16 protein-coding genes, 5 tRNA genes and 1 other annotated feature are annotated in these 21,609 nt (G+C 49.7%); of the genes, 1 reads left to right on the plus strand and 20 read right to left on the minus strand.

Going from position 1 to position 21,609, the window contains the following annotated elements:
- Positions 1-8 precede the first annotated feature (8 nt).
- Positions 9-1,007, minus strand: a complete 999-nt coding sequence (locus LKD71_RS04630) for a dipeptidase (RefSeq protein ID WP_227614547.1) — start codon at positions 1,005-1,007, stop codon at positions 9-11.
- A gap of 171 nt (positions 1,008-1,178) precedes the next feature.
- Here LKD71_RS04630 and LKD71_RS04635 point away from each other — a divergent pair, with 171 nt between their 5' ends.
- Entirely contained in the window at positions 1,179-1,565 is a 387-nt protein-coding gene (locus LKD71_RS04635; protein WP_227614548.1) for an ArsR/SmtB family transcription factor, read from the plus strand.
- On the opposite strand, the gene LKD71_RS04640 is transcribed toward LKD71_RS04635, so the two are convergent.
- From LKD71_RS04640 to LKD71_RS04730, 19 genes are all read right to left on the minus strand, one after another.
- A complete protein-coding gene (locus tag LKD71_RS04640; protein ID WP_227614549.1) occupies positions 1,543-2,208 on the minus strand; it encodes a CPBP family intramembrane glutamic endopeptidase in 666 nt (221 codons plus the stop codon). The genes LKD71_RS04635 and LKD71_RS04640 overlap by 23 nt on opposite strands.
- Before the next feature lie 25 nt (positions 2,209-2,233).
- The gene (locus LKD71_RS04645; RefSeq protein ID WP_227614550.1) at positions 2,234-5,503 is read right to left on the minus strand and encodes an Ig-like domain-containing protein; all 3,270 of its coding nucleotides are present in this window, start codon (positions 5,501-5,503) and stop codon (positions 2,234-2,236) included.
- Complete coding sequence (locus tag LKD71_RS04650) at positions 5,493-6,998, minus strand: serine/threonine protein kinase (RefSeq protein ID WP_227614551.1); 1,506 nt, start codon at positions 6,996-6,998, stop codon at positions 5,493-5,495. Before LKD71_RS04650 ends, LKD71_RS04645 begins: the two co-directional genes overlap by 11 nt.
- A 235-nt stretch (positions 6,999-7,233) precedes the next feature.
- Positions 7,234-9,000: an arginine--tRNA ligase gene (argS, locus tag LKD71_RS04655; protein WP_227614552.1), complete on the minus strand. Its 1,767-nt coding sequence runs from the start codon at positions 8,998-9,000 to the stop codon at positions 7,234-7,236.
- Between the two features lie 91 nt (positions 9,001-9,091).
- A complete protein-coding gene (gene truA, locus LKD71_RS04660; protein WP_227614553.1) occupies positions 9,092-9,838 on the minus strand; it encodes a tRNA pseudouridine(38-40) synthase TruA in 747 nt (248 codons plus the stop codon).
- Between the two features lie 66 nt (positions 9,839-9,904).
- Positions 9,905-9,977, minus strand: a tRNA-Thr gene (locus tag LKD71_RS04665).
- A 29-nt stretch (positions 9,978-10,006) separates the two neighbouring features.
- Positions 10,007-10,079: transfer RNA gene (locus LKD71_RS04670), tRNA-Thr, on the minus strand.
- 106 nt (positions 10,080-10,185) lie between these two features.
- Positions 10,186-10,926: a 23S rRNA (guanosine(2251)-2'-O)-methyltransferase RlmB gene (rlmB, locus tag LKD71_RS04675; protein ID WP_178044913.1), complete on the minus strand. Its 741-nt coding sequence runs from the start codon at positions 10,924-10,926 to the stop codon at positions 10,186-10,188.
- Positions 10,923-11,387, minus strand: coding sequence for a Mini-ribonuclease 3 (locus LKD71_RS04680; protein ID WP_227614554.1), 465 nt, complete (start codon positions 11,385-11,387; stop codon positions 10,923-10,925). The genes rlmB and LKD71_RS04680 overlap by 4 nt, the downstream gene beginning before the upstream one ends.
- The gene (gene cysS, locus LKD71_RS04685; RefSeq protein WP_227614555.1) at positions 11,372-12,778 is read right to left on the minus strand and encodes a cysteine--tRNA ligase; all 1,407 of its coding nucleotides are present in this window, start codon (positions 12,776-12,778) and stop codon (positions 11,372-11,374) included. Before cysS ends, LKD71_RS04680 begins: the two co-directional genes overlap by 16 nt.
- A 22-nt stretch (positions 12,779-12,800) precedes the next feature.
- The gene (gene ispF / locus LKD71_RS04690) at positions 12,801-13,340 is read right to left on the minus strand and encodes a 2-C-methyl-D-erythritol 2,4-cyclodiphosphate synthase (RefSeq protein ID WP_227614556.1); all 540 of its coding nucleotides are present in this window, start codon (positions 13,338-13,340) and stop codon (positions 12,801-12,803) included.
- Between the two features lie 47 nt (positions 13,341-13,387).
- Positions 13,388-13,614, minus strand: a binding site (T-box leader).
- A 119-nt stretch (positions 13,615-13,733) separates the two neighbouring features.
- Complete coding sequence (locus tag LKD71_RS04695) at positions 13,734-14,012, minus strand: hypothetical protein (protein ID WP_227614557.1); 279 nt, start codon at positions 14,010-14,012, stop codon at positions 13,734-13,736.
- 164 nt (positions 14,013-14,176) lie between these two features.
- Complete coding sequence (locus LKD71_RS04700) at positions 14,177-15,472, minus strand: hemolysin family protein (protein WP_227614558.1); 1,296 nt, start codon at positions 15,470-15,472, stop codon at positions 14,177-14,179.
- Between the two features lie 192 nt (positions 15,473-15,664).
- A tRNA-Gly gene (locus tag LKD71_RS04705) sits at positions 15,665-15,735 on the minus strand.
- 43 nt (positions 15,736-15,778) lie between these two features.
- A tRNA-Met gene (locus LKD71_RS04710) sits at positions 15,779-15,852 on the minus strand.
- Between the two features lie 7 nt (positions 15,853-15,859).
- A tRNA-Val gene (locus tag LKD71_RS04715) sits at positions 15,860-15,932 on the minus strand.
- Between the two features lie 82 nt (positions 15,933-16,014).
- The gene (locus LKD71_RS04720; protein ID WP_227614559.1) at positions 16,015-16,866 is read right to left on the minus strand and encodes a VOC family protein; all 852 of its coding nucleotides are present in this window, start codon (positions 16,864-16,866) and stop codon (positions 16,015-16,017) included.
- An 87-nt stretch (positions 16,867-16,953) separates the two neighbouring features.
- On the minus strand, positions 16,954-17,481 hold the full coding sequence (locus LKD71_RS04725; protein WP_227614560.1) for a hypothetical protein: 528 nt from the start codon (positions 17,479-17,481) through the stop codon (positions 16,954-16,956).
- A 297-nt stretch (positions 17,482-17,778) separates the two neighbouring features.
- On the minus strand, positions 17,779-21,540 hold the full coding sequence (locus tag LKD71_RS04730; protein ID WP_227614561.1) for a phosphoribosylformylglycinamidine synthase: 3,762 nt from the start codon (positions 21,538-21,540) through the stop codon (positions 17,779-17,781).
- Positions 21,541-21,609: the final 69 nt, after the last annotated feature.

Raw genomic sequence — 21,609 nt, forward strand, 5'->3', positions numbered from 1 at the left:
TGCCCCCCCTACTTCAGGATCTCCTGATAAACTCTCAGGACGTTTCCGCTGAAGATTTTCTCGATCTCACTCTCATGGAAGCCTTTCTTTTTCAGTGCAGGTACCAGACGCTGAACAAAAGACACATCCGGAATGGCCGGATTCGGATCGATCCCGTCCATATCACCGCCAAGTGCACAGACCTCCACACCTCCGATATCTGCTGTATGGCGGACATGCTCTGCCATCACGCCAAGGAGCTGCTCCGTATCCATCTTTTTTGCTTCCCAGGTCAGGAAATCCATACAGTAATTGAGGCCGCAGACACCGCCTCTCTCTCCCAGCGCTTTTATCATTTCATCTGTCAGGTTCCGACAGACATTCTGCACGGAGGCAGCATTGGAATGACTGGCCACAAAAGGCTTCTCTGTATGCCGGTACACATCCCAGAAACCTCCGTCGGAAAGATGAGAAACATCCACGATCATTCCCAAACGTTCCATCTCCTGGATCATCTCGATCCCAAAAGGCGTCAGGCCTTTTTCCGTCCGAAGTTCTATGCCTTTTCCGGTCTTTTCACATTCGGGATGCATATTCGGACAGCCTATCTGATTGGCAAAATTCCAGGTCAGTGCGATCATCCGCACGCCTAAACGGTAAAAATCTCTCAGATAGGAAAGTTTTCCCAGCACCGTTTCCCCTTCTTCGATGGTCAAAAGAGCACTCATTTTCCCTGCTTCTCTGTTTTTCATAATATCCCGGAAAGAAAATACCGGTGCGATCAGACTACTGTTTTTCTCCAGTTCACAGTAATAAAGATCTATCATTTCCATTGCCGTTTTAAAGGGATCTTCCACTTCGCCAAACGGCACGAACATGGCAAAATTCTGCAAAAGATACTCTCCCTTTTTCATTTTTTTCAAATCTACCTGAAAGGAATTTTCAAGAAGTCCCTCTTTTGTTTCCCCTTTTTCTCCTGAAAAATAAAACCGTCCTATGGTGTCACAATGCATATCTACAATATTCATTTTTCCTCTCCTTGTTTTCGCGATTATTCGTAACTGTAAAAGTATGGAACAGTTACAGCTATTCTTTTTATTTTAGCATACTGCCTGAAAAAGGGCAATGAATCATCTCTTTACAGAATCCCTTTTTTTTCTTATAATAAAAGCAGTTGCAGCTTTGAAAGGAGGATTTCCATGGCAGCAAAAGAAGAACTCCAGGATGAGGTCCCCAGATGTGAATTCATCCATGCTCATCCTGAAACCATAAAGGCAGTGGAAGAAAATATGCCTGCCGAGGAAGAGCTTTATGCTCTGTCCGAACTTTTTAAGATCTTTGCCGACTCCACCAGGATCCGTATTCTCTATGTTCTCCTGGAACACGAAATGTGTGTCTGCGATCTGGCCCAGCTTCTGAACATGACCCAGAGCGCCATTTCCCACCAGCTTCGGATCTTAAAGCAGAGCCGTCTTGTAAAATTCCGCAGAGAGGGAAAAACCATCTTTTATTCCCTGCTCGACGAACATGTCCACAGCATTTTAAGTCAGGGCATGGAGCACATCACCGAATCGAAAAACCCCTGATCACCGTCTCCAGAATCCCAAGAAGATTGGCTCCGATGTGAAGGAGCACCGGCGCTGAAAGACTTCCCCAGCGTTCGTAGGACCAGGCCAGAAGAAGTCCCATGGGAAAGGCATAAACCAGCTGAACGATGTTTCCATGATAAAGGGCAAAAAGCGCTGCGCTGACCGCGGCTGCCGCCCGGAAAGAAAAGAGTCTTCTCATTTTTCCGTACACCAGTCCCCGGAAGACCAGTTCTTCCACAAAGGGGACAAAAAGACCGATTCCGATGATCTGGACCAGCAGGTTACTCTGAAAGAGCGCTTCCTGGGAGGCATTGGAAAAATGCTCCGTCAGGTGAACCACATTCAGAATCAAAGAAAACAGGGTGTTCCCGGCCATTCCCACAAAAGGCAGAAGCCAGAGGGAACGGCGGGAATATTTTTTTTCTGGCTTCGGCTCTTTTTTATAAAGCATCCATAGAAAAGGGAGGGCCAGAAGAGCTGCCAGCGTAGTCTGGGAAGCCGCATCCAGAAAATTTCCTGTGAGCATCGCCGCGAGAAGCATCATCCCGTAATGAAAAGCCACTGGAAAAAGAATCTCCAGGACCTGATAGGCAGATAGTTTTTTCAATCTCGTAATTCCTTTCGTTTTTCTGCCTATCATACCATAATTTCTTATGAAAATCCATTCACTGAAATTTCCGGATAACCCAGGAAACCGCTCCCATCCACATCGTAAGGAGCCCCAGGATCCACACTCCTTTTTTCAAACCGGAAGTTTCTGTCTCTGCCTCTTGTTCTTCTGAGAGGACTGTCAGCACTTCTTCTGTCTCTTCGGAACGATCGTTTCCCGTTTTCTCTGGTGCTCCCGCTTCTTTCAGATACCAGCCGTCTCCGGAGCAGAGTTCTTCCACCTCATCCAACGTCTGACTGCCCCGGGATATTTTTGTTCCTGCCGCCAGCTCCATCCGTTTTCTCTGAATCAGCGTTTTGATCTCACCGGTTTCTTCCATTTCCGTTTCTGCTCCCGCCCGGTTTAATCCCCAGACTTCTGTCTTAATCTCTTTTGGATCTTCCTCCTGCCGCTGTTTCTTTCCTTCCGCTCCCACATAGACCCGATAATTCTCCGACCAGCTCTCGTTTCCAGCCTGATCCACAGCCAGAATCCGAAAATCTGTCGTTCCAGAAAGTTCCACAGCCACCTCCGTTTTTTCTCTTGTTGTCCGAAACAGCCGTTCTCCATTCCTCCAGAGCTCCATATACGCCAGTTTGCCGTTGTCTCTGGCCTGAATGGTAAATTCTGCCTCTCCCGGCTCCAGATCCTCCGGAAGGCCCGTCAGAAAGCTTACAGGGCCGGTTCTGTCGATACAGAACTCCAGGAACGTATTTTTCTCCCGGCTATCGCTCTGATTCCCGGCCTGATCCAGGGACTGAAAGGCCAGCGTATAGACGCCCTCCTCCAGAAAACACTTCCGGAAGATCTGATAGCGGTAAAGCCAGCGCTCTCCTACCTTCTGAATTGTGGTCTGGTAATCCCGCCCCTCCTGAAGGATCCGAAAGCTTCCGTCCTTCACGCAGACGATGGCTTTTTTCGAAAGCTGATCCCTGTTCCGTTCCGTCACTTCCAGATTTTCCGCATTTCGAATGTAGTAGGTCGTACCGATTCCGGCTGTCCTTGAAGAAAGCGTATAAAGGGAGCCGGAACGGTTCACCCGGAACGATACGCTTTTTTCCGTCTGGTTCCCCGCCAGATCTTCTGCCTGCACGAAAAGCGTATAACTGCCGTCCGCCAGCCGGGCCGTAGAAAAGTCATAGGAAAGCTTTTTTCCGTTCTCTGTTTCCCTGGCCGGGGTGAAAACTGTTCTCCCCAACTGATCTTTTACCTCGCAAACTGCTGTCTTTGCAGAAAGATTTTCATCCTCCACAAAAGCCGCCACCGTTTCTTCTTTCTGGTAAGATTTTCCTTCCATCACTCCCTGTACCGAAACGACAGGATCTGTCCTGTCGATAACGATAGTCTGTGAAGTTACTTTTCGCTCATTCCCCACCTGATCCCGCAGCCGGAAAAGAACCTGCCAGGTTCCTTCCTCTTCCAGCGCAATAGCGCTCCCCGGCTGATAGGGACGATAGTCCTGTGTTTTTCCTTTTTCTGTAAGAAAAGCGACGCTGTATTCCACGGTGTTCAGACCGCTTTCTTTGTCCACAATCTCTGTTCCCATAAGCTGGCAGTTTCTCTTATAAATCCGGCCACCCGCGCTTTTCGCATCCCCGGTAAGCTTCATCTCCGGCGGCCGGTCATCGATACGGTAGCGGAAACCATTCTTAGCGGAGCTGGCCAGGAGGCTGCCATCCCGGTCTCTTCTCTCTAAAGCAAAGACCCACTCTCCCGCTTCTGTCACCGCATCGGAAAGGATGGGCTGATTAAAACCGCTGCCTTTGTCCGGCCTTGCCAGGAGCACGCTCCCCTTTGACACCCAGAAAATACCGTCTTTGTCATAGAAGCCCTTTCCATTCCGGACTTCCACCTGGTAGGAAGGATTTTTTCCCTCCACAAGGGTAATGCTGCCTTTCTGGCAAGTAGAAAGATCAAAGTAATAATTCTCTGTGGCATTGCCGGTGAGAGTACCGTCTCCCCTGCTCGCAGGCACAAGAGCTCCCGCATAGGTGATGAGCTCGCCATTTTGGTACATGGGGCTGTCGGTACGGATCACCGAAAGATCAAAATCAATGCCCGGGGCCTCAAAGCCCGCCGGTGCTTCGGAAGTTGGCACACCATCCCTCACAAAGCCGCTCACCTGCACCGGACTGCGTTCTTTGAACTGAAGTCCCTGGATGCTGAAAGGAGCGCCGTACTCTTTCAGCGCATCGCTGATACAGATTGTCAGCGACCGTTTCTTTATGCGGACAGTCAGTTCTCCCCTGGGAAGTTCCAGCTCGAATTTTCCTGCGTCTGTTCCTGTGAGGACAGTCACCGGCTTTACTTTCCATACTCCCGCATCTGCAGACTCCGCCTCGCCGTAAATTTCCAGGCCTACTCTGCCTTTTCCTTCCTGTCTGGTTTTCACAGACAGCGGAATCCGGCTCGTTCCGTCGTATACCTTCTCCCCGCCTGGAAGATTCACCGCAATCTGCTCGACGATCAGACGACGCTGAGGTTCGGTGGGCGGCTCTGTCACAGGCTCCGTTTCCGCGGGTTCTGTAGGTGATTCGGTCTCTACGGGTTCCGTGACTACTTCTGTCTCCGATTCCGTTTCCGCAGGTTCTGTAGGCACTTCTGTCTCTGCCGGTTCTGTGACGGGTTCTTCGGTCACGGGCTCTGTGACAGGCTCCGTTGGAATTTCCGTGACAGTTTCGGTCTCTACAGGCTCAGACACTGTCTCGGATTCGGACTCAGTCTCCATCGGCTCCGTAACTGGCTCTGTATTTTCTTTGCTACCTGTCTCCCTCTCCGACTCCCCAGGCTCAGTCCCGGCTTCCGTATTTGCCTCTGTCTCATCTTTCGTAATATCCTCCGACCCCATTTCCGTTTCCTGCTCTGACATTACCTCCGACTCCCTTTCACCCTCCGTAACCACCTCGGATTCCGTCATTTCTTCCGCAGGTGCTTCCGTCGCATGTTCACTCTCAGATTCTGCTGCTTCTGTCTCTACGGACTCCGCAGCCGTCTCACTCTCCGCTGGTGCTTTCGTAACCGATTTCGTGTCCATTTCTTCTCCATCCACTGGCGCAATCTCACTCTCAGACTCCGTTCCTGTCTCGCTCTCAGTTTCTGTCTCAGACTCGCTCTCTGTCTCCGTTTCCGTCTCACTTTCACTCTCTGTCTCTTCTCCCAAAGCGCCCTGCTCCTCGCTTCCTTTGCTCTCCAGAAAGTAATTATCTCCCAAAAAGGACAAACTCTGCAGCGGAGCTCCAAGGAGCGCCGCCGTACAGGCCGCCGTCATCCACTTTTTATTTTTCATCTTTTCTTCCTCCTTCTTCTGTAAAAGTATGCCCCGCATAAAGCGCCTGAACACTCTCCTCTGTGACAGAAAAGGCTTCCGCCTGTTTCCCCGGCGCCATGTTTTTCAGTTCCTCTACCAGCTCCTGAAGCTCGGTTTCCGTGATTCCATTGTCCCGGAAATACAGAAGTCCGTCGTAGCAGAGCGACAAAAGTTCCTCCTGAAGCCGTTCCCGCAGGAGCGCAGGGACACTTTCCTGGCTGTTTTCCACACAGCACGCGCAGATTGCCTCAAAGAAACCCTTCCAGTTAAGCGCGCCCTCCCCTGAGAGCTCCTGACGGGTCTTTTTCTCGCAGTAGCTCCCCAGTTCTCTATAGATCTTTGCCTTTTTCTGTCTTTCCGGCGTCAGGCCGCCTTCCAGCGCCCGCTCAAACCAGACCCCCGCATAGTTTTTTCCTTCTGCCTGCTGAAAATAGTACCAGTAAGCGATTCCCAGCTCATAAGCAAGGTCCCCATAGGCCTCCTTTTCCAGTTTTTCGCCCCAGGAACCAAGAATTTCCTCCAGTTTCCGGCTCTCTTCCCGGGTAAATACCTGATCCAAAAGATCAATTTGCAATAGTTTCTGATAAGCCGCTTCCCGATCGGGAAACAGGCGGATCGCAGACACCAGCTCCTCTGTCTGGCTGCTCTCCATTAAGATTTGATATTGTTCTTCCGCCGTCCGGTTCTGACGGCGAATGTGTATGATACTTCCAAAAAACAACAGGAATACTGCGAGAAAAGAAAACAAAAGGCAGTTTCTCTTACCCTTTCGGCAAACCCTAAGAAGCCTTCTTTGAAGCTTCCTGTCGTCCGAAAAACGCCGGCTCCGGTCTTCCTGCATACAGATATCCAGAAACCTCCGGAAACCAGGGCTCTCTTTTCCCCCGCTTAAGAAGCGGAAAGTCTTCCCGGCACTGTAAAAATCACTGCGGATATCCAGCTCCAGCTTTTCATCCAGCTGCTCCGGGGCAGCAAAGACTTTCGTCCCGTACCGCTCCCTTTTTTCCTTTCCAAGGCTCAAGCAGGCTCCAAAATCCAGAAGAACCAGCCTGCCTCCGGGCCCGATCATCAGGTTGGAGGGCTTGATATCCCCATGAATCAGGGGCGGTGTACGGGAATGAAGATATTCCAGGATCTCCGAAAGCTGTCTCAGCCAAAGCAACAGCTCTTTTTCCGAAAAGCTCCCTTTTTCCTGCTTCAACTGTTCCAGCGTCTTTCCTTCCAGATACTCCATAACGATACAAATATAGCCCTCCGCCTCAAAGACATCGTAAATCCTCGGAAGGCCGGGATGATCCAGATGCCTGGCATAATCCAACTCCCCTCTGGGCCACCTGGCCCTTAAAGGAATTCTTTTCAGCGCCAGAAGGCTACAGATTCTTTTGTGCAGAACCAGCCAGACCTCCGACTGGCCGCCTTTCCCGAGAGGCTCCAGAACCTGATAGGTTCCGCCGATCATGGTTCCCCTTTTCAATTCCAGCACCTCCCTTTCGTGTACCGCCATTATACCGCATTGCGTATTTTTTGTCCATTCGCAGACTGCACGAATTTCAGCAATTTCCGGACTGTGTATTTCTACGCTTGAACAAAGTATTTCGTCGCTTTGCACAAGACATGAAGAAAACGCCTTACCCGGCAAAACAGGATAAGGCGCTTAACAAACATTCAAAAATTACTCTGCTGCAAAGCAGCTCCCGCAATTCTATCTATTACATTCTCTCCGGTGCAGAGAAGCCCAGCACATCGATGCACTTCTCCAGAACGTCTCTGGTCAGTCTCAGAAGGGCGATCCAGGAAGCTTTCTGCTCTTCATTTTCCTCGGAAAGGATCTTCGTCTCATGGTAGAAACGGTTGAAGGCGTTGGCAAGATCGTAAATATAAGAACAGATCTTGTGCGGCGCGATCTCCTCGAAGGCATTCTCCATCACGCTGTTGAAACGGGAAACCTCAAGCATCAGTGCTTTCTCGCTATCGTTGGCTGCCTTGTGGATGGAGATTCCCTCCAGGCTGTTTCCAGCCTGCTGATATTTGTTCAGGATGGATTTGATCCGGACGATCGTGTACAGGATGTAAGGACCGGTGTTTCCCTCGAAGGAAGTGAAGCGGTCAAGGTCAAAGACATAATCCTTGCTGGCCTGGTTGGAAAGATCGCCGTATTTGATGGCGGAAAGGCCTACAATCTTGGCGGTCGCTCTTGCTTCCTCCGGGTCGATCTCATGGTTGTCCATGATCTTATGGTACATCTCCTCGTCGATATCGCGGATCAGGTTCTCCAGACGCATCACGCCACCCTCTCTGGTCTTGAAGGGCTTGCCGTCTTTTCCGTTCATCGTACCGAAGCCCAGGAAGGAAAGTTTGGTATTTTCATCCACAATACCAGCTTTCCTCGCGCAGCGGAATACCTGGATGAAATGCATCTCCTGACGCTTGTCCACAACGTAGAGGATCTCATCGGGATGATAGTCCTCCATACGCTGAACGATGGTAGCCAGATCTGTCGTGGTGTAAAGAGATGCTCCGTCGGATTTCAGGATCATGCAGGGCGGAACTTCTTTCGTATCGGTCTCTTCCTTGACATCAACAACCAGAGCGCCCTGATCCTCGTAAGCCAGTCCCTGCTCTTTCATTTTTTCCACCATACCCGGGATGTAGGGCTGTGCGTCGGACTCGCCCTTCCAGAGATCGAAGGAAACGTTCAGATTTGCGTAGTTTCTCTTCAGGTCCGTCACGGAAACTTCCATAATATGCTTCAGGATGGCCTGATAGCCTCTGTGGCCGTGCTGCAGAAGGTAGGTTGCCTGCATGGCCGCCTCTTTGTATTCCGGATGCTCTTTGGAGTAAGCGCTGGCCGCGGGATAAATCTCCTCCAGCTCGCTGATCGTGAAGGGAGCCACCTTCGGGTACTCGCCGGTGTAGCTCTCATCGAAGTAAACCAGCTCCGGTTTTCTCTTTTTCAGCTCCACGATGATGAGTCCCATCTGCAGGCCCCAGTCGCCCAGATGCACGTCTCCGATGACCTCATGGCCCAAGAAACGGCCCATTCTCTTGATGCTCTCACCGATGATGGCTGATCTTAAATGACCAACGTGCAGGGGTTTTGCCACGTTCGGTCCGCCGTAATCGATGATGATCTTTTTCGGCTCTTTGGCTTTCTCCACGGAAAGATTCTCGTCTGCCTGCATTTTATCAAGATACGCAGCCAGAAACTCCGGGTTCAGCTTCAGATTAATAAAGCCCGGATTCACAACCTGGATATCTGAAAAGATTTCCGAACCGGAAAATGCTTCCACCACCGCATTGGCAATCATAATCGGGGCTTTTTTGTAGGTTTTAGCAGCCGCCATGGCTCCATTACACTGATATTCACATAAATCAGGCCGGTTGGACAGGGTGACTTTGGCGAATTTCTCGTCATAGCCAGCCTTCTGAAAAGCCTGGATCATTTCTTCTGTGATCAAATTCAGAATTTTCTGCATGTATTTCTCCTTTTCTTTTTGCTCGTTTCTCCATACAGCTTCTGCTTTGTGAGCAGAATACTCTTTATTATAGCCTTTCAAACCACTATTTTCAACTGTTTTTCGGGTAAAAAACCTCCACCAGCATAAGGCCCCTCGCCGGGGCTGTAAATCCGGCCAGGTTCCGGTCATTTTTCTGAAAGACTTTCCCGATGCTCTCCGGCTCCCGTTTTCCCATTCCGATCTCCAGAAGGGTGCCTGTGAGAATCCTCACCATATTATAGAGGAAACCGTTTCCCGTAAAATCAAACTCCACTTCCCCCGGAAGTTCCCGGATCTTTACAGACTCCAGACGGCGGACGGTGGACTTCTTCGTCTTCTTCATAGAAGAAAAGCCGCGAAAATCTTTTTCTCCCACCAGAAGGGCTGCTCCCAGGCGCATGGCCTCCACATCCAAAGGCTGATTGAGCGGATAGATCTGCTTCCTCTCAAAAACATTTTTCCCCTCGCCGGTGGCCACCCGGTAACGGTAGGTTTTTCCCAGCGCGTTCAGGCGGCTGTGAAAACGCTCCGGCACTTCCTCCACCCGGACCACGCCGATATCTTCTGGAAGATAAGTGTTCAGTTCGGCTTTGAGTTTCTCCGGATCCAGTTTCCGGTCCGTGTGAAAATTCGCGCTCTGCCCGAGAGCGTGAACACCGGCATCGGTTCTTCCGGCCCCGTCGATCTCCACCGTCTCGCCCAGAAGCCTGGTCAAAGTCTCTTCTATTTTTCCCTGAATAGTCTTTTCCGTATTGCCCTGTCTCTGCCAGCCGTCGTAACGGCTTCCATCATATTGTAAGGTCAGACGGTAATTCATAAAATCCCTCCCCAGAAAAAAAGCTGTCTGGACTTTTCCAGACAGCTCTGTTTCAAATATGAAAAAAGCTGCTGACGGGAATCGGACCCGTGACCTCCGCACTACCAATGCGACGCACTACCGACTGTGCTACAGCAGCTTGTATTAAGCGCCACAAACAATTTACAAAGCTGCTGACGGGAATCGGACCCGTGACCTCCGCACTACCAATGCGACGCACTACCGACTGTGCTACAGCAGCTTATTCAGTTGTTTGCGATTGCTCGCTACAGTTAAGTATACTACTATAACTCCCCGAAAATGTCAACTACTTTTTTCAAGTTTTTTTTGTTTTTTAATCAGTACATTCAATTCAGTCTTTGACGCACAATTTCATAGGCCAGAACACCGGCTGCCACAGAGGCATTCAGAGAGTCAATATCGCCCTTCATCGGGATGGAGGCAATGTAGTCACACTTCTCTTTTACCAGGCGGCTGACGCCCTCTCCTTCGTTTCCAATGACCAGACCAATCGGCCCTTTGAGGTTCAGGCGGTACATGCTCTCTCCGCCCATGTCGGCGCAGACAAACCAGAGTCCCTCTTTTTTCAGCTCGTCAATGGTTGCAGCAAGGTTCGTCACCTTCGCCACCGGCGTATAGTTCAATGCTCCGGCGGAAGTTTTTGCTACCGTAGCAGTCAGACCTACCGCTCGCCTTTTCGGGATAATGACCCCGTGAGCTCCTGCCAGGTTTGCGGTACGGATGATGGCTCCCAGATTGTGGGGATCCTCAATATTGTCCAGAAGGAAAATAAAGGGCTCTTCCCCTTTGTCTCTGGCGTTTTTCAGGATATCCTCCACCTCGGCATACTCGTAAGCTGCCGCATAGGCGATGACGCCCTGATGCTTGCCGGTCTCAGAGAGCTGATCCAGACGTTCCCTTGGTACATATTTGATCAGGGTATCGTGTTTTCTCGCCTCGCGGGTGATACTCAAAATCGGACCGTCCTTGCAGCCGTCCTGCACGAACAGCTTGTCGATGGTCTTTCCGGAACGGAACGCTTCCAGAACCGCGTTTCTTCCTTCGATGGTCAGTTCTTCATATCTCATGCTCTGTCCTCTTCTTTCTTTTCCTCCGCCCAGGTGTCTCCCAGGCCTTCTCTCACCAGTGATACCAGCCTCTCCGTCTCGCCTTTCAGATAAAGATATCCCATCAGCGCTTCAAAGCCTGTGGCCTTCCGGTAGTCCTTCATCGTGGCATTTTTCGCCATCGTATAGGATTTGGCATTTCTGCCCCGTTTATAAACGGCCAGCTCCTCCTCCGTCAGGCTCTCCATAAGTTTATCAATCATCTCCGACTGAGCGGAAGCCTTTACCAGGGCGCTGGTCCTCTTGTGAAGCTTGTTGGGCTGGCAGCTGCCGTGGCGCACGATCAGGGTACGGATCACCAGATCGTAGATGCCGTCCCCGATATAGGCCAGGACCAGAGGCGAGTAGGTGCGGATATCCGCAGTCTCGCCTCCGAACTGTTCTTTCAGGATCTCAGGCAGATCCATTACGCTCTTTTCCATTTGACACCTTCCCGTGTATCTTCCAGCACGATTCCTTTGGAAAGAAGTTCATTGCGGATCTCGTCTGCTCTTGCAAAGTTTCTTGCCTTTCTGGCTGCCTGACGTTCCTCAATGAGAGCTTCGATATCAGCATCCAGCATTTCTTCTTTCTTCTCAGCGATGAGACCCAGCACATCGGAAAGGGAAACGATCTTTTCTTTCAGGGCAGAAAGGAAGGCTTTTGAGCTTTCCTCGCCGGCATGGGTATTTGCAAAACGAACCAGCTCAAAAATAGCGGCCAGAGCGTCCGCCGTGTTGAGGTCGTCATCCATGGCGGCATCAAATTTTTCTTCATAGGAAGAAAGCTGAGAAACCAGCTCTTTTTCTTCCTCTGTCAGCTCCTCTGCGCTGGCATTTGCCAGGAGATGATTCAGGTTGCCCACGGCGTTCTGAATACGCTCCAGAGAGTTTCTGGAGGCTTCCATCAGCTCGGCGCTGAAGTTTAAGGGACTTCTGTAATGAGCGCTCAGCATGAAGAGACGCAGCACCTGAAGATCGTATTTCTCGCCGATCTCACGAACAGTAAAGAAATTGCCCAGAGATTTGCTCATCTTCCGGTTGTCGATGTTCAGGAAAGCGTTGTGGAGCCAGTAGCGGGCAAAGGGCACGCCGTTGCAGCATTCGCTCTGGGCAATCTCGTTCTCATGATGCGGGAAGATCAGATCCTCGCCGCCGGCATGTATATCGATCTCCTCACCCAGATATTTTTTTGACATGACGGAGCACTCAATATGCCAGCCGGGACGGCCGTCGCTCCAGGGTGAAGGCCAGGAGGGCTCGCCCTCTTTTTTCGGTTTCCAGAGAACGAAATCCAGGGGATCTTCCTTCTGATCCTCACCAGTCACGAGAAGGGAACGGCCGCCGCTTCTCAGATCGTCCAGATTTTTGTGGGAAAGTTTTCCGTACTCGGAGAATTTGCGGGTGCGGAAATAAACGGTGCCGTTTACATTGTAGGCATAGCCTTTTTCCATGAGAGTAGAAATCATCTCCACCATTCCGCCGATCTCCTCGGTAGCCTTGGGATGGGTGGTCGCGGGTTTGACGTTCATTCCAGCCATATCTTTCTGACACTCTTTGATGTAACGCTCGGAAACTTCTTTGGAGGAAACGCCTTCCTCGTTGGCTTTTGCGATGATTTTATCATCCACATCGGTAAAGTTGGACACATAGTTGACCTCGTAGCCCTTGTGCTCCATGTAACGGCGGGCTGTGTCAAAAACGATCATCGGGCGGGCATTTCCGATATGGATAAAGTTATAAACCGTGGGGCCGCAGACGTACATCTTGACCTTTCCCGGCTCCAGCGGCACAAATTCTTCTTTTTTCTTTGTCAGTGTGTTGTATAATTTCATGTTCGATCTCCTTTTCCTGTATTTAGCGCCTGCATCCCGGACAGCTGCCGCAGCCTGAAAGCGCGTCCCGGTCTGAACCGGCATAATCCATAAGCCCCACCAGAGAGCAGATGGCCTGAGATGCCATCCCTTCACCGGTTCCGGTAAAACCCAGGCCCTCTTCCGTCGTGGCTTTGAGGTTCAGACGGTTCTCCTCAATTCCCAGAGCCCCGGCAACATTTTTCGTCATCTCTTCCATGTAAGGACGAAGCTTCGGCCTCTGGGCAATGACCGTCGCATCGATATTTTCGATGACATAATTGTTTTCGTCCAGAAGCTTTGCCACATGTTTTAAAAGCTCCACGCTGGAGATGCCTTTATACTGAGGATCCGTATCCGGAAAATGCTTGCCGATATCTCCCAGAGCCGCTGCTCCCAAAAGAGCATCCATGATCGCATGGATCAGGACATCCGCATCCGAATGGCCCAGAAGTCCTTTCTCATAAGGAATCTCCACGCCACCCAGGATCAGTTTTCTGCCTTCCACCAGGCGATGGACATCATATCCCATTCCTACCCGCATTGTTCTGCTCCTTTCTTATAATAAAAAAAGAACCACTCCATCTCTCCATTAGAGACGAAATGATCCGCGGTTCCACTCTACTAAAGATCTAATGATCTTCACTCTTCCTGCATGTAACGTATGCGCTACGGACCAGGTTGGGGCTCTCGCCGTTCTCCTGATCAGCTCCCGGATGCACTTTCAAAAAACCTTCCCCGAAAACTGCTTTCAGCCAGTGGCAGTTTCTCTCTGACGGAGCTTTTGTTCTTCTACTCTTTCCGTTCTCTGCTTTTTATCTATGAGATTTTCTTCACAGTAACCAGTTTATTCATTCCCTGCGGGTTTGTCAATCCTTTTTTCCTTACAAAAAAGACCTCCCGGTTTCCCGGAAGGCCTTTTCGATATTCCAAAAAATTATGCCTCAGTAGCTGCCTCGGTGCTTGCTGCCTCGGTTGCTGCTTCTGTAGCTGCCTCAGTTGCTTTCTCAGTAGCTGCCTCGGTTGCCTTCTCAGTAGCTGCCTCAGTTGCTGCAGTAGTAGCTGCCTCAGTTGCTGCAGTGGTAGCTGCTTCAGTAGCTGCAGTGGTAGCTGCCTCGGTAGCTTTCTCAGTCTCTTTTGTTTTGCTTCCGCAACCTACTGCCATAAGAGATGCAACAGCTGCAACCATAACTAATGCCATAACTTTTTTCTTCATAGTTTTTTCCTCCTCATTAGCGATTCCTTAAGGGATCGCACCTGTTCTTCTAAATTACGTCGCTTATCTTATCACTTTTAAATTCAAATGTCCATGGTTTTTTCATAAAATATCAGAGAAAATTTCCTTAAATTTCTTAATTTTTTTTAAGTTTTGCACAAAAATCATCTTTTTTTCTTTACTAAGGCATAATCTACGATATGATTTTTTACATTCATGACTTCAATCGTCAAATGCTCTGATTCACAGACAAAATGCTCTCCTTCTTCCGGAATCCGGCCGATCAGCTCCGAGATAAAACCGCTGAAGGTATCGTAGGTTTCCGTCGGAAGTTTTTCATCAAAACATTCTGCCACGTCCTCCAGACTCGTATCTCCCTGGATTCTCCAGGTGTTCTCATCCAGCTTCTCGATATCCGCCGGTTCTGCCGGGCCTTTTTCCTCCTCCAGATCTCCCACCAGCGTCTCAATCAAGTCATGGATCGTCACAATACCAAACATGCAGCCGTATTCATCCAGCACCACTGCAAAATAATGGCGTGTCTGTTTCATCTGATTGAAAAGAGCGTTGGCTCTCATCTCCTCCGGGACAAAGAAGGGCTTTTCCACCGCCTGTTTCATGATAAAATCCCGGTCCTTCTGTTCAGAACGGAAATAAATCTTCGTATTTAGGATTCCGATAATATCATCCTGATCTTCCCCGCAGATCGGATAATAGGTGTGGCGGCTCTTTTGAATAATCTCCGCCCACTCCTCCTCGCTGTCTTCCATATAAAGACAGACAGCTTCTCTTTTATGGGTGCTGATCTGGCCTGCCGTCGTATCGTCAAACTCAAAAATATTTTTGATCATCCAGCTTTCTTCTTCCTGGATTGTTCCCTGCTCGTTTCCTTCCGCCAGCATCATCCGGATATCTTCCTCCGTCACCACGACCTCTTCCTCATTGGGATTGATACCCATCAACCTTAAGACAAGGTTGGTGGAAGCTGTCAGAAGCCAGACCAGCGGGGCAAAGGCCACTGACACGCCATAGAGCAGACCGGACATTCCAAGGGCCAGCTTCTCCGTCTTTTTCATCGCGATCCGTTTGGGAACCAGCTCACCGAAGACAAGACTGAAATACGTCAAAATTAAAGTGATAACCAAAACCACAATGGAACGCAGCACCTGCTCCGGCAGGGCAACTCCCAGTTCTCTCAGTTTCCTGATAAGAGGGTCTGCAAAATGATCCGCCGCGAAGGCGCCGCCCAAAAGACCCGCCAGGGTGATGGCCACCTGGATCGTTGACAAAAATTTCGCCGGCTGTTCCGTCAGGGCGGAAATTTTTCCCGCCTTTTTATTTCCTTCCTGGACCATGTGCTTTAATTTGGTCTCATTCATGGAGATCACTGCGATCTCCGCACTGGCAAAAATGGCATTGATAAAAATAAGTACCGCCTGTAAAATAACTGCTTCTATCATTTCTTCTCCTTCAAATTTTTTACATCAGAATAAACATAAAGAGGTATAGCCTCCGGAAAACTCTCCGCAGACTATACCTCCTAGTTATTCATAATGCTACATGAAGCAGTTGTTCTGTCCTTATGGTTATCTCCATCGGAACTGTCGTCCATGTATTACTCACGCTCCTTCATTAATAATATATATAGAAAGAGCAGGTAGCGGGAATCGAACCCGTCTCTCCAGCTTGGGAAGCTAGCGTTCTACCGATGAACTATACCTGCAATTTGAAAAAAGATGATGACAAGCTCTGCCATCATCTTGTAGTAGCGGAAGGGAGATTTGAACTCTCGACACCACGGGTATGAACCGTGTGCTCTAGCCAACTGAGCTATTCCGCCAGATTCATGGGGCCTATAGGGCTCGAACCTATGACCCTCTGCTTGTAAGGCAGATGCTCTCCCAGCTGAGCTAAGACCCCATGTAAGCTGTCATTCCGTTTTCATCACTTCCTGACGCTCACTCAGTATACTATAGACTTTTGGAAATGTCAAGGGAATTTTTCAAATTTTTTCAACAAATTCTACTTTTTCTCCGTCGGGCCCGCTGACAAAGAAAAAACGAATTCCTTTTTCCAGAAGAGGAAGCTCCTGAATCGTGTGATTCCGCATGGAAAAACCGCTCTTTTTCGCCTCGTCAAAGGCTTCCCGGGCATTTCTTACCCGCAGGGCAATGTGGTCGAGTCTTCCCTCTTTTCGCTGTCTCAGCTCTTCCAGTCCAGAACCGATCATTTCCAATACCTCAATGACAAAGCCGGCCTTTTCCAGATAATGAATCTGAATATCGCCTTCCGGTGTGGACAGATACCCTCTGCTGATAGTACGGAAACCCATCTTTCCATAAAAGTTTTCCGTACTCTCCATATTTTCTACCTTCAGTGCCAGATGAGACCAGCCGGTAAGTCCGGATTTTCCATGATAAGCAAGGGCCTCATCCCGGCAGAACTCCAGAACCTCCCCGCCGGGGCCGTAAAAATTGATCCCCCGCACGCCTTTTTCTCCCAGGTGCTCATAGAACGTCAGCCCCTCCGGCGTTGACAGATGAACCTTCAGTCCTTTTTCCTTCGCAAGAGCAGCCTCCCTCTCAAGCTCCGGCGCCTCCATGGCAAAATGATCCCATTTTCCATTGCTCAGATGAGCAGCCTCATCTTTCAGTCTTCCTGCCGGTTCCACCAGTTCTAATACCAGATTTTCTTTTTTTAGAAGAGCGATCTCTGTTCTCCCGTTCATCACCACGATCCGCTGCTGGATTTTCTCAAAGCCGAGTTTCTCCTCATACCAGGCCACATCCCGTTTCAGATCTCCCGTCAGGATCCCCAGATGATCCACTCCAATGATCTCATTTTCCAAACTCATAAACCTTCCCCTTTCTGCCGCTGTTATTTACTGCCAGTATAACACATTTTTTTCGTATTCGCGTCATATTTTTCCAGCGGCAGCGTTTTATTCATTAGAACGATGAAGCTTCAGGAATTTTCCCAGCGCCCGGTTCCGGTTTCTATCCAGGTACTTCAGTATCACGCCGGTATTTACCATGTCCCTCTGACGAGGCGGCAGTTTCCGGTATTCCCCAAGACTGCTCCACCAGTAATCTTCCGGTTTCAGAGCCAGCTTCTGTTCTATCGCGATCATATGGATCCTGCGGCAGCTTTCGATGAGTTCTTCGTGATCCATCAGTTCCCGGGACTTGTTTTTCCGTACAAGCTGCACTTCCTCGCCTTTATGATGCGCGCTGTAATGGGCGGCGAAATTCTTCACCACGGCATCTGCCGCTTCGGCAAGCTTTCCCTCCGAATCGCCCAGCACCAGAAAATGGCATTCCTCGTCGGTAACGCAAAAAGCAAAAATATCCAGCTCCTTTTCCTTTTTCTGCTCCTCTACCAGATCCAGGAATTTTTTCTTATCCCGCTCATCTGCAAAGGGCTGATTTTCAGCCCGCAGAACATCGTGACAAACCTTCATCTTATCCATTCTTCTTCTCCTTTTCGTTTTGTCCCGATGACAGAGCTTCCTGTGTCAAAAGCACAAAATTTATTAAGAAAAGTATAGTATATACCTTGCTATTATTCAAGCAATTCTTTATTTCTGCAACAATAAGTTGCACAGAATGGATTGTTTATAAAAGTGCGTCAAAAAATACTTTTTTTCGTTTAAAAATGTTTCATAACGTTGCAGGCGTTGCCTTTTTTCCGCCCCAACTCTTCTTTCCCATGCAAACAGCCCCTCAGTCAGATTCTTCCAACTGAGGGGCTGTCCCTTTTATTATCTTTACTTGAAGTATGCCACACCGGACTCAAAGATCTTCATGTCCTGGTCGCCGTAAATATTGATGGCTACGGAATCGCCACGTCTCTCTGCATGACCCATCTTTCCGAATACACGACCATCCGGACTCGTGATTCCTTCGATGGCTGCATAGGAGCCGTTTACATTCCACTCTTCGTTCTCCACACAAAGCTTGCCATCCGCATCCACATAACGGGTTGCCACCTGTCCATTGGCAAAGAGCTTCTTCAGCCACTCTTCGTTTGCCACAAAGCGGCCCTCACCATGAGAAGCGGGGATCGCATAGGTTTTGCCGAGTTCAGCCAGAGCGAGCCACGGAGACTTGTTGCTGACCACCTTCGTGTAAACCATCTTGGAAATGTGACGGCCGATGGTGTTGAAGGTCAGTGTCGGAGAATCCTCTTTCTGACCACGGATCTCGCCATAGGGGACCAGTCCCAGCTTGATCAGGGCCTGGAAGCCGTTGCAGACACCCAAGGCCAGTCCGTCTCTCTCATTCAGAAGACGCATAACGGCCTCTTTGATCTTTGCATTCTGGAAGGCCGTCGCAAAGAATTTCGCGGAGCCATCCGGCTCGTCGCCTGCGGAGAAGCCGCCGGGGAACATGATGATCTGGGCCTGATCGATGGATTTTTCAAAAATATTGACAGAATCGCGGATATCCTCTGCAGTCAGGTTCTTGAATACCTTTACATCCACCTCTGCCCCTGCGTGCTCAAAGGCTTTGGTGCTGTCATACTCGCAGTTGGTGCCGGGGAATACCGGGATAAATACGCGGGGTTTCGCGATCTTGTGTTTGCATACATAGACGCTTTCTGCCTGATAGCAGGTATCCGGATACTCTTCCCCTTTGGTGGTCTCGCCGGATACAGTCTTGAAGACTTTTTCCAGAGTACTCTTCCATGCATTTTCTGCATCCTGGAGGGACAGCTCCATATCGCAGTAACGGAGAACCGGCTCTGCAAGGACTTCACCAACTACCGTATAGGTGACGGCCAGTTCACCGACCTTCTCGGACGGAACTTCTGCCACGATGCAGCCGAAGCCTTCCTCAAAGAGATCTCTCTTATCCACAGAATGTTCAATCTTCACACCAAGACCGTTTCCGAAGGCCATCTTGCTCACTGCTGCTGCCAGGCCATTGGCATCCAGCGCATAGGAAGCTACGATTCTTCCAGCTTTGATATCCTCATGGAATTTTCCGTACTGATCCATCACCTGATCATATTTCGGAAGGTCATATTCATCCTTCTCGATCTTCACAAGAACCAGTTTGTCTCCTGCTTTCTTAAGCTCCGGAGTCACGATATTCTTATCACTGGCCACATCCACTGCGAAGGATACCAGTGTCGGCGGAACATCAATCTCGTTAAAACTTCCGGACATACTGTCCTTACCACCAATGGAGGGCAGACCAAAGCTGAGCTGTGCGCTGTAAGCGCCCAGAAGGGCTGCAAAGGGCTGGCTCCAGCGTTTCGGATCTTCCGTCATGCGGCGGAAATACTCCTGGAAGGTGAAACGGATCTTGCTGTAATCTCCACCAACAGCCACAATGCGGGATACGGATTCCAGAACTGCATAGACTGCTCCGTGGTAAGGGCTCCAGCTGGAAAGATAGGGATCGAAACCATAGCTCATCATGGTAACGGTATCGGTCTTTCCTTTGAGAACCGGAAGCTTCGCTACCATGGCCTGGGTCTCAGTGAGCTGATATTTTCCGCCGTAAGGCATCAGAACACTGCCTGCACCGATGGAACTGTCGAACATTTCCACCAGTCCCTTCTGGGAGCAGCAATTCAGATCTTTCAGCGTATCCAGCCATTTGGCTCTGACATCGGCTACCTCTTCCCGTTTGAAGAAGGAATCCTTTTTGGAAGGAATCTCTACATAAACGTCGGTCTCCTGATGAGCTCCGTTCGTATCCAGGAAGGCTCTGGAGATATTTACGATCTCTTTTCCTCTCCATACCAGAACCAGACGCGGACTCTCGGTCACGACTGCAACTTCTACGGCCTCCAGGTTCTCCTCCTTGGCATATTTGAGGAACTCATCCACATCTTTCGGATCCACAACAACTGCCATACGCTCCTGAGACTCGGAAATGGCAATCTCGGTTCCGTCAAGACCTGCATATTTTTTCGGCACCTTGTCGAGGTTGACACGAAGGCCCGGAGCCAGCTCTCCGATGGCAACAGAGACACCGCCCGCACCGAAGTCGTTACATTTCTTAATCAGGCTGCTGACCTCCGGGCGACGGAACATACGCTGGATCTTACGCTCAGTGGGAGCATTACCTTTCTGCACCTCTGCGCCGCAGACCTCAATGGAAGCCTCTGTATGTACTTTGGAAGAACCGGTAGCTCCGCCGATTCCGTCACGGCCGGTCCGTCCGCCCAGAAGAATGATGATATCTCCCGGATCCGAATTTTCTCTTTTGACAGCTTTTCTCGGAGCTGCGCCCATAACTGCGCCGATCTCCATACGCTTTGCCACATAATCCGGATGATAAATTTCTTTTACATAACCGGTAGCCAGACCGATCTGGTTTCCATAGGAGCTATAGCCGTGAGCTGCGCTGCGGACGATCTTCTTCTGCGGCAGTTTGCCTTTCAGCGTCTCCTTCACAGATACGGTCGGATCAGCAGCTCCGGTCACACGCATGGCCTGATATACATAGGTACGGCCTGACAGCGGATCCCGGATAGCTCCTCCCAGACAGGTTGCAGCGCCACCGAAGGGCTCAATCTCTGTGGGATGGTTATGGGTCTCGTTCTTGAAATTCACCAGCCACTCTTCAGTCTTTCCGTCGATCTCCACCGGAACTACGATACTGCAGGCGTTGATCTCATCGGATTCCTCCTGATCTTCCAGCCTGCCTTCTTTTTTCAGCTTCCGCATGGCCATCAGAGCCAGATCCATCAGGCAGACGAATTTATCGTCTCTTCCCTTGAAAATCTCCTTGTGATCCTTCAGATACTCCTCATAGGTTGCTTCCATGGGCTTGCGGTAATCGCCGTCGCCGAAAGTCACATTTTTAAGCTCTGTGGAGAAGGTGGTATGACGGCAGTGGTCGGACCAGTAGGTATCCAGCACACGGATCTCTGTCACGGAAGGATTGCGTTTCTCTTCATTTTTATAATAATTCTGAATATGAAGAAAATCCTTAAAGGTCATAGCAAGATTTAAAGAGTCATAGAGCTTTTTCAGTTCTTCTTCAGGCATATCCTGGAAGCCGTCAAAAATCTTTACATCTTCCGGCTCGTCAAAATGAGTTTCCAGTGTCTCAGGCTTCTCCATGCCTGTTTCTCTGGAATCCACAGGGTTAATGCAATGGTTCTTGATCGCCTCAAACTGTTCGTCGGTGATGTTTCCTTCAATGACATAGGTGGTAGCTGATTTAATGATCGGCTCCTCATCCTCTTTCAGGAATTTCACACACTGAACGGCAGAATCTGCTCTCTGGTCAAACTGTCCCGGAAGAAATTCCACGGAAAACACCCGGTCACTGGGACCGGTCTTAAAACTTTCACGGTAAAGAGTATCCACCGGAGGCTCTGAAAAAACAGTCCTGCATGCTTTCTCAAAGACTTCGTCTGAGATATGTTCCACATCGTAACGAATCAGAACCCGAACACCAGTCACCTCGGAAATTCCAAGATAACTGTGGATTTCATGCTTCAAATCTTTCGCCTGAACGGCAAAATCCGGCTTTTTTTCCACATAAACTCTTCTTACGCTGCTCATAGTTTCCTCCATATTCTGCGTGTTTTGTTCGCACATCCGCTGATTGTACCTCATCATTGTAACACCGGT

It is taken from the genome of Fusicatenibacter faecihominis (assembly GCF_020686945.1).
In the GTDB taxonomy this organism is placed as follows: Bacteria; Bacillota; Clostridia; order Lachnospirales; family Lachnospiraceae; genus Limivivens; species Limivivens faecihominis.

Excerpts from the sequence above, each read along its gene's own strand:
- LKD71_RS04630 (WP_227614547.1), bottom strand. The coding sequence starts at position 1,007 with ATGAATATTGTAGATATGCATTGTGACACCATAGGACGGTTTTATTTT.
- LKD71_RS04635 (WP_227614548.1), top strand. The coding sequence starts at position 1,179 with ATGGCAGCAAAAGAAGAACTCCAGGATGAGGTCCCCAGATGTGAATTC.
- LKD71_RS04640 (WP_227614549.1), bottom strand. The coding sequence starts at position 2,208 with ATGATAGGCAGAAAAACGAAAGGAATTACGAGATTGAAAAAACTATCT.
- LKD71_RS04645 (WP_227614550.1), bottom strand. The coding sequence starts at position 5,503 with ATGAAAAATAAAAAGTGGATGACGGCGGCCTGTACGGCGGCGCTCCTT.
- argS (WP_227614552.1), bottom strand. The coding sequence starts at position 9,000 with ATGCAGAAAATTCTGAATTTGATCACAGAAGAAATGATCCAGGCTTTT.
- truA (WP_227614553.1), bottom strand. The coding sequence starts at position 9,838 with ATGAATTACCGTCTGACCTTACAATATGATGGAAGCCGTTACGACGGC.
- rlmB (WP_178044913.1), bottom strand. The coding sequence starts at position 10,926 with ATGAGATATGAAGAACTGACCATCGAAGGAAGAAACGCGGTTCTGGAA.
- LKD71_RS04680 (WP_227614554.1), bottom strand. The coding sequence starts at position 11,387 with ATGGAAAAGAGCGTAATGGATCTGCCTGAGATCCTGAAAGAACAGTTC.
- cysS (WP_227614555.1), bottom strand. The coding sequence starts at position 12,778 with ATGAAATTATACAACACACTGACAAAGAAAAAAGAAGAATTTGTGCCG.
- ispF (WP_227614556.1), bottom strand. The coding sequence starts at position 13,340 with ATGCGGGTAGGAATGGGATATGATGTCCATCGCCTGGTGGAAGGCAGA.
- LKD71_RS04695 (WP_227614557.1), bottom strand. The coding sequence starts at position 14,012 with ATGAAGAAAAAAGTTATGGCATTAGTTATGGTTGCAGCTGTTGCATCT.
- LKD71_RS04700 (WP_227614558.1), bottom strand. The coding sequence starts at position 15,472 with ATGATAGAAGCAGTTATTTTACAGGCGGTACTTATTTTTATCAATGCC.
- LKD71_RS04720 (WP_227614559.1), bottom strand. The coding sequence starts at position 16,866 with ATGAGTTTGGAAAATGAGATCATTGGAGTGGATCATCTGGGGATCCTG.
- LKD71_RS04725 (WP_227614560.1), bottom strand. The coding sequence starts at position 17,481 with ATGGATAAGATGAAGGTTTGTCACGATGTTCTGCGGGCTGAAAATCAG.
- LKD71_RS04730 (WP_227614561.1), bottom strand. The coding sequence starts at position 21,540 with ATGAGCAGCGTAAGAAGAGTTTATGTGGAAAAAAAGCCGGATTTTGCC.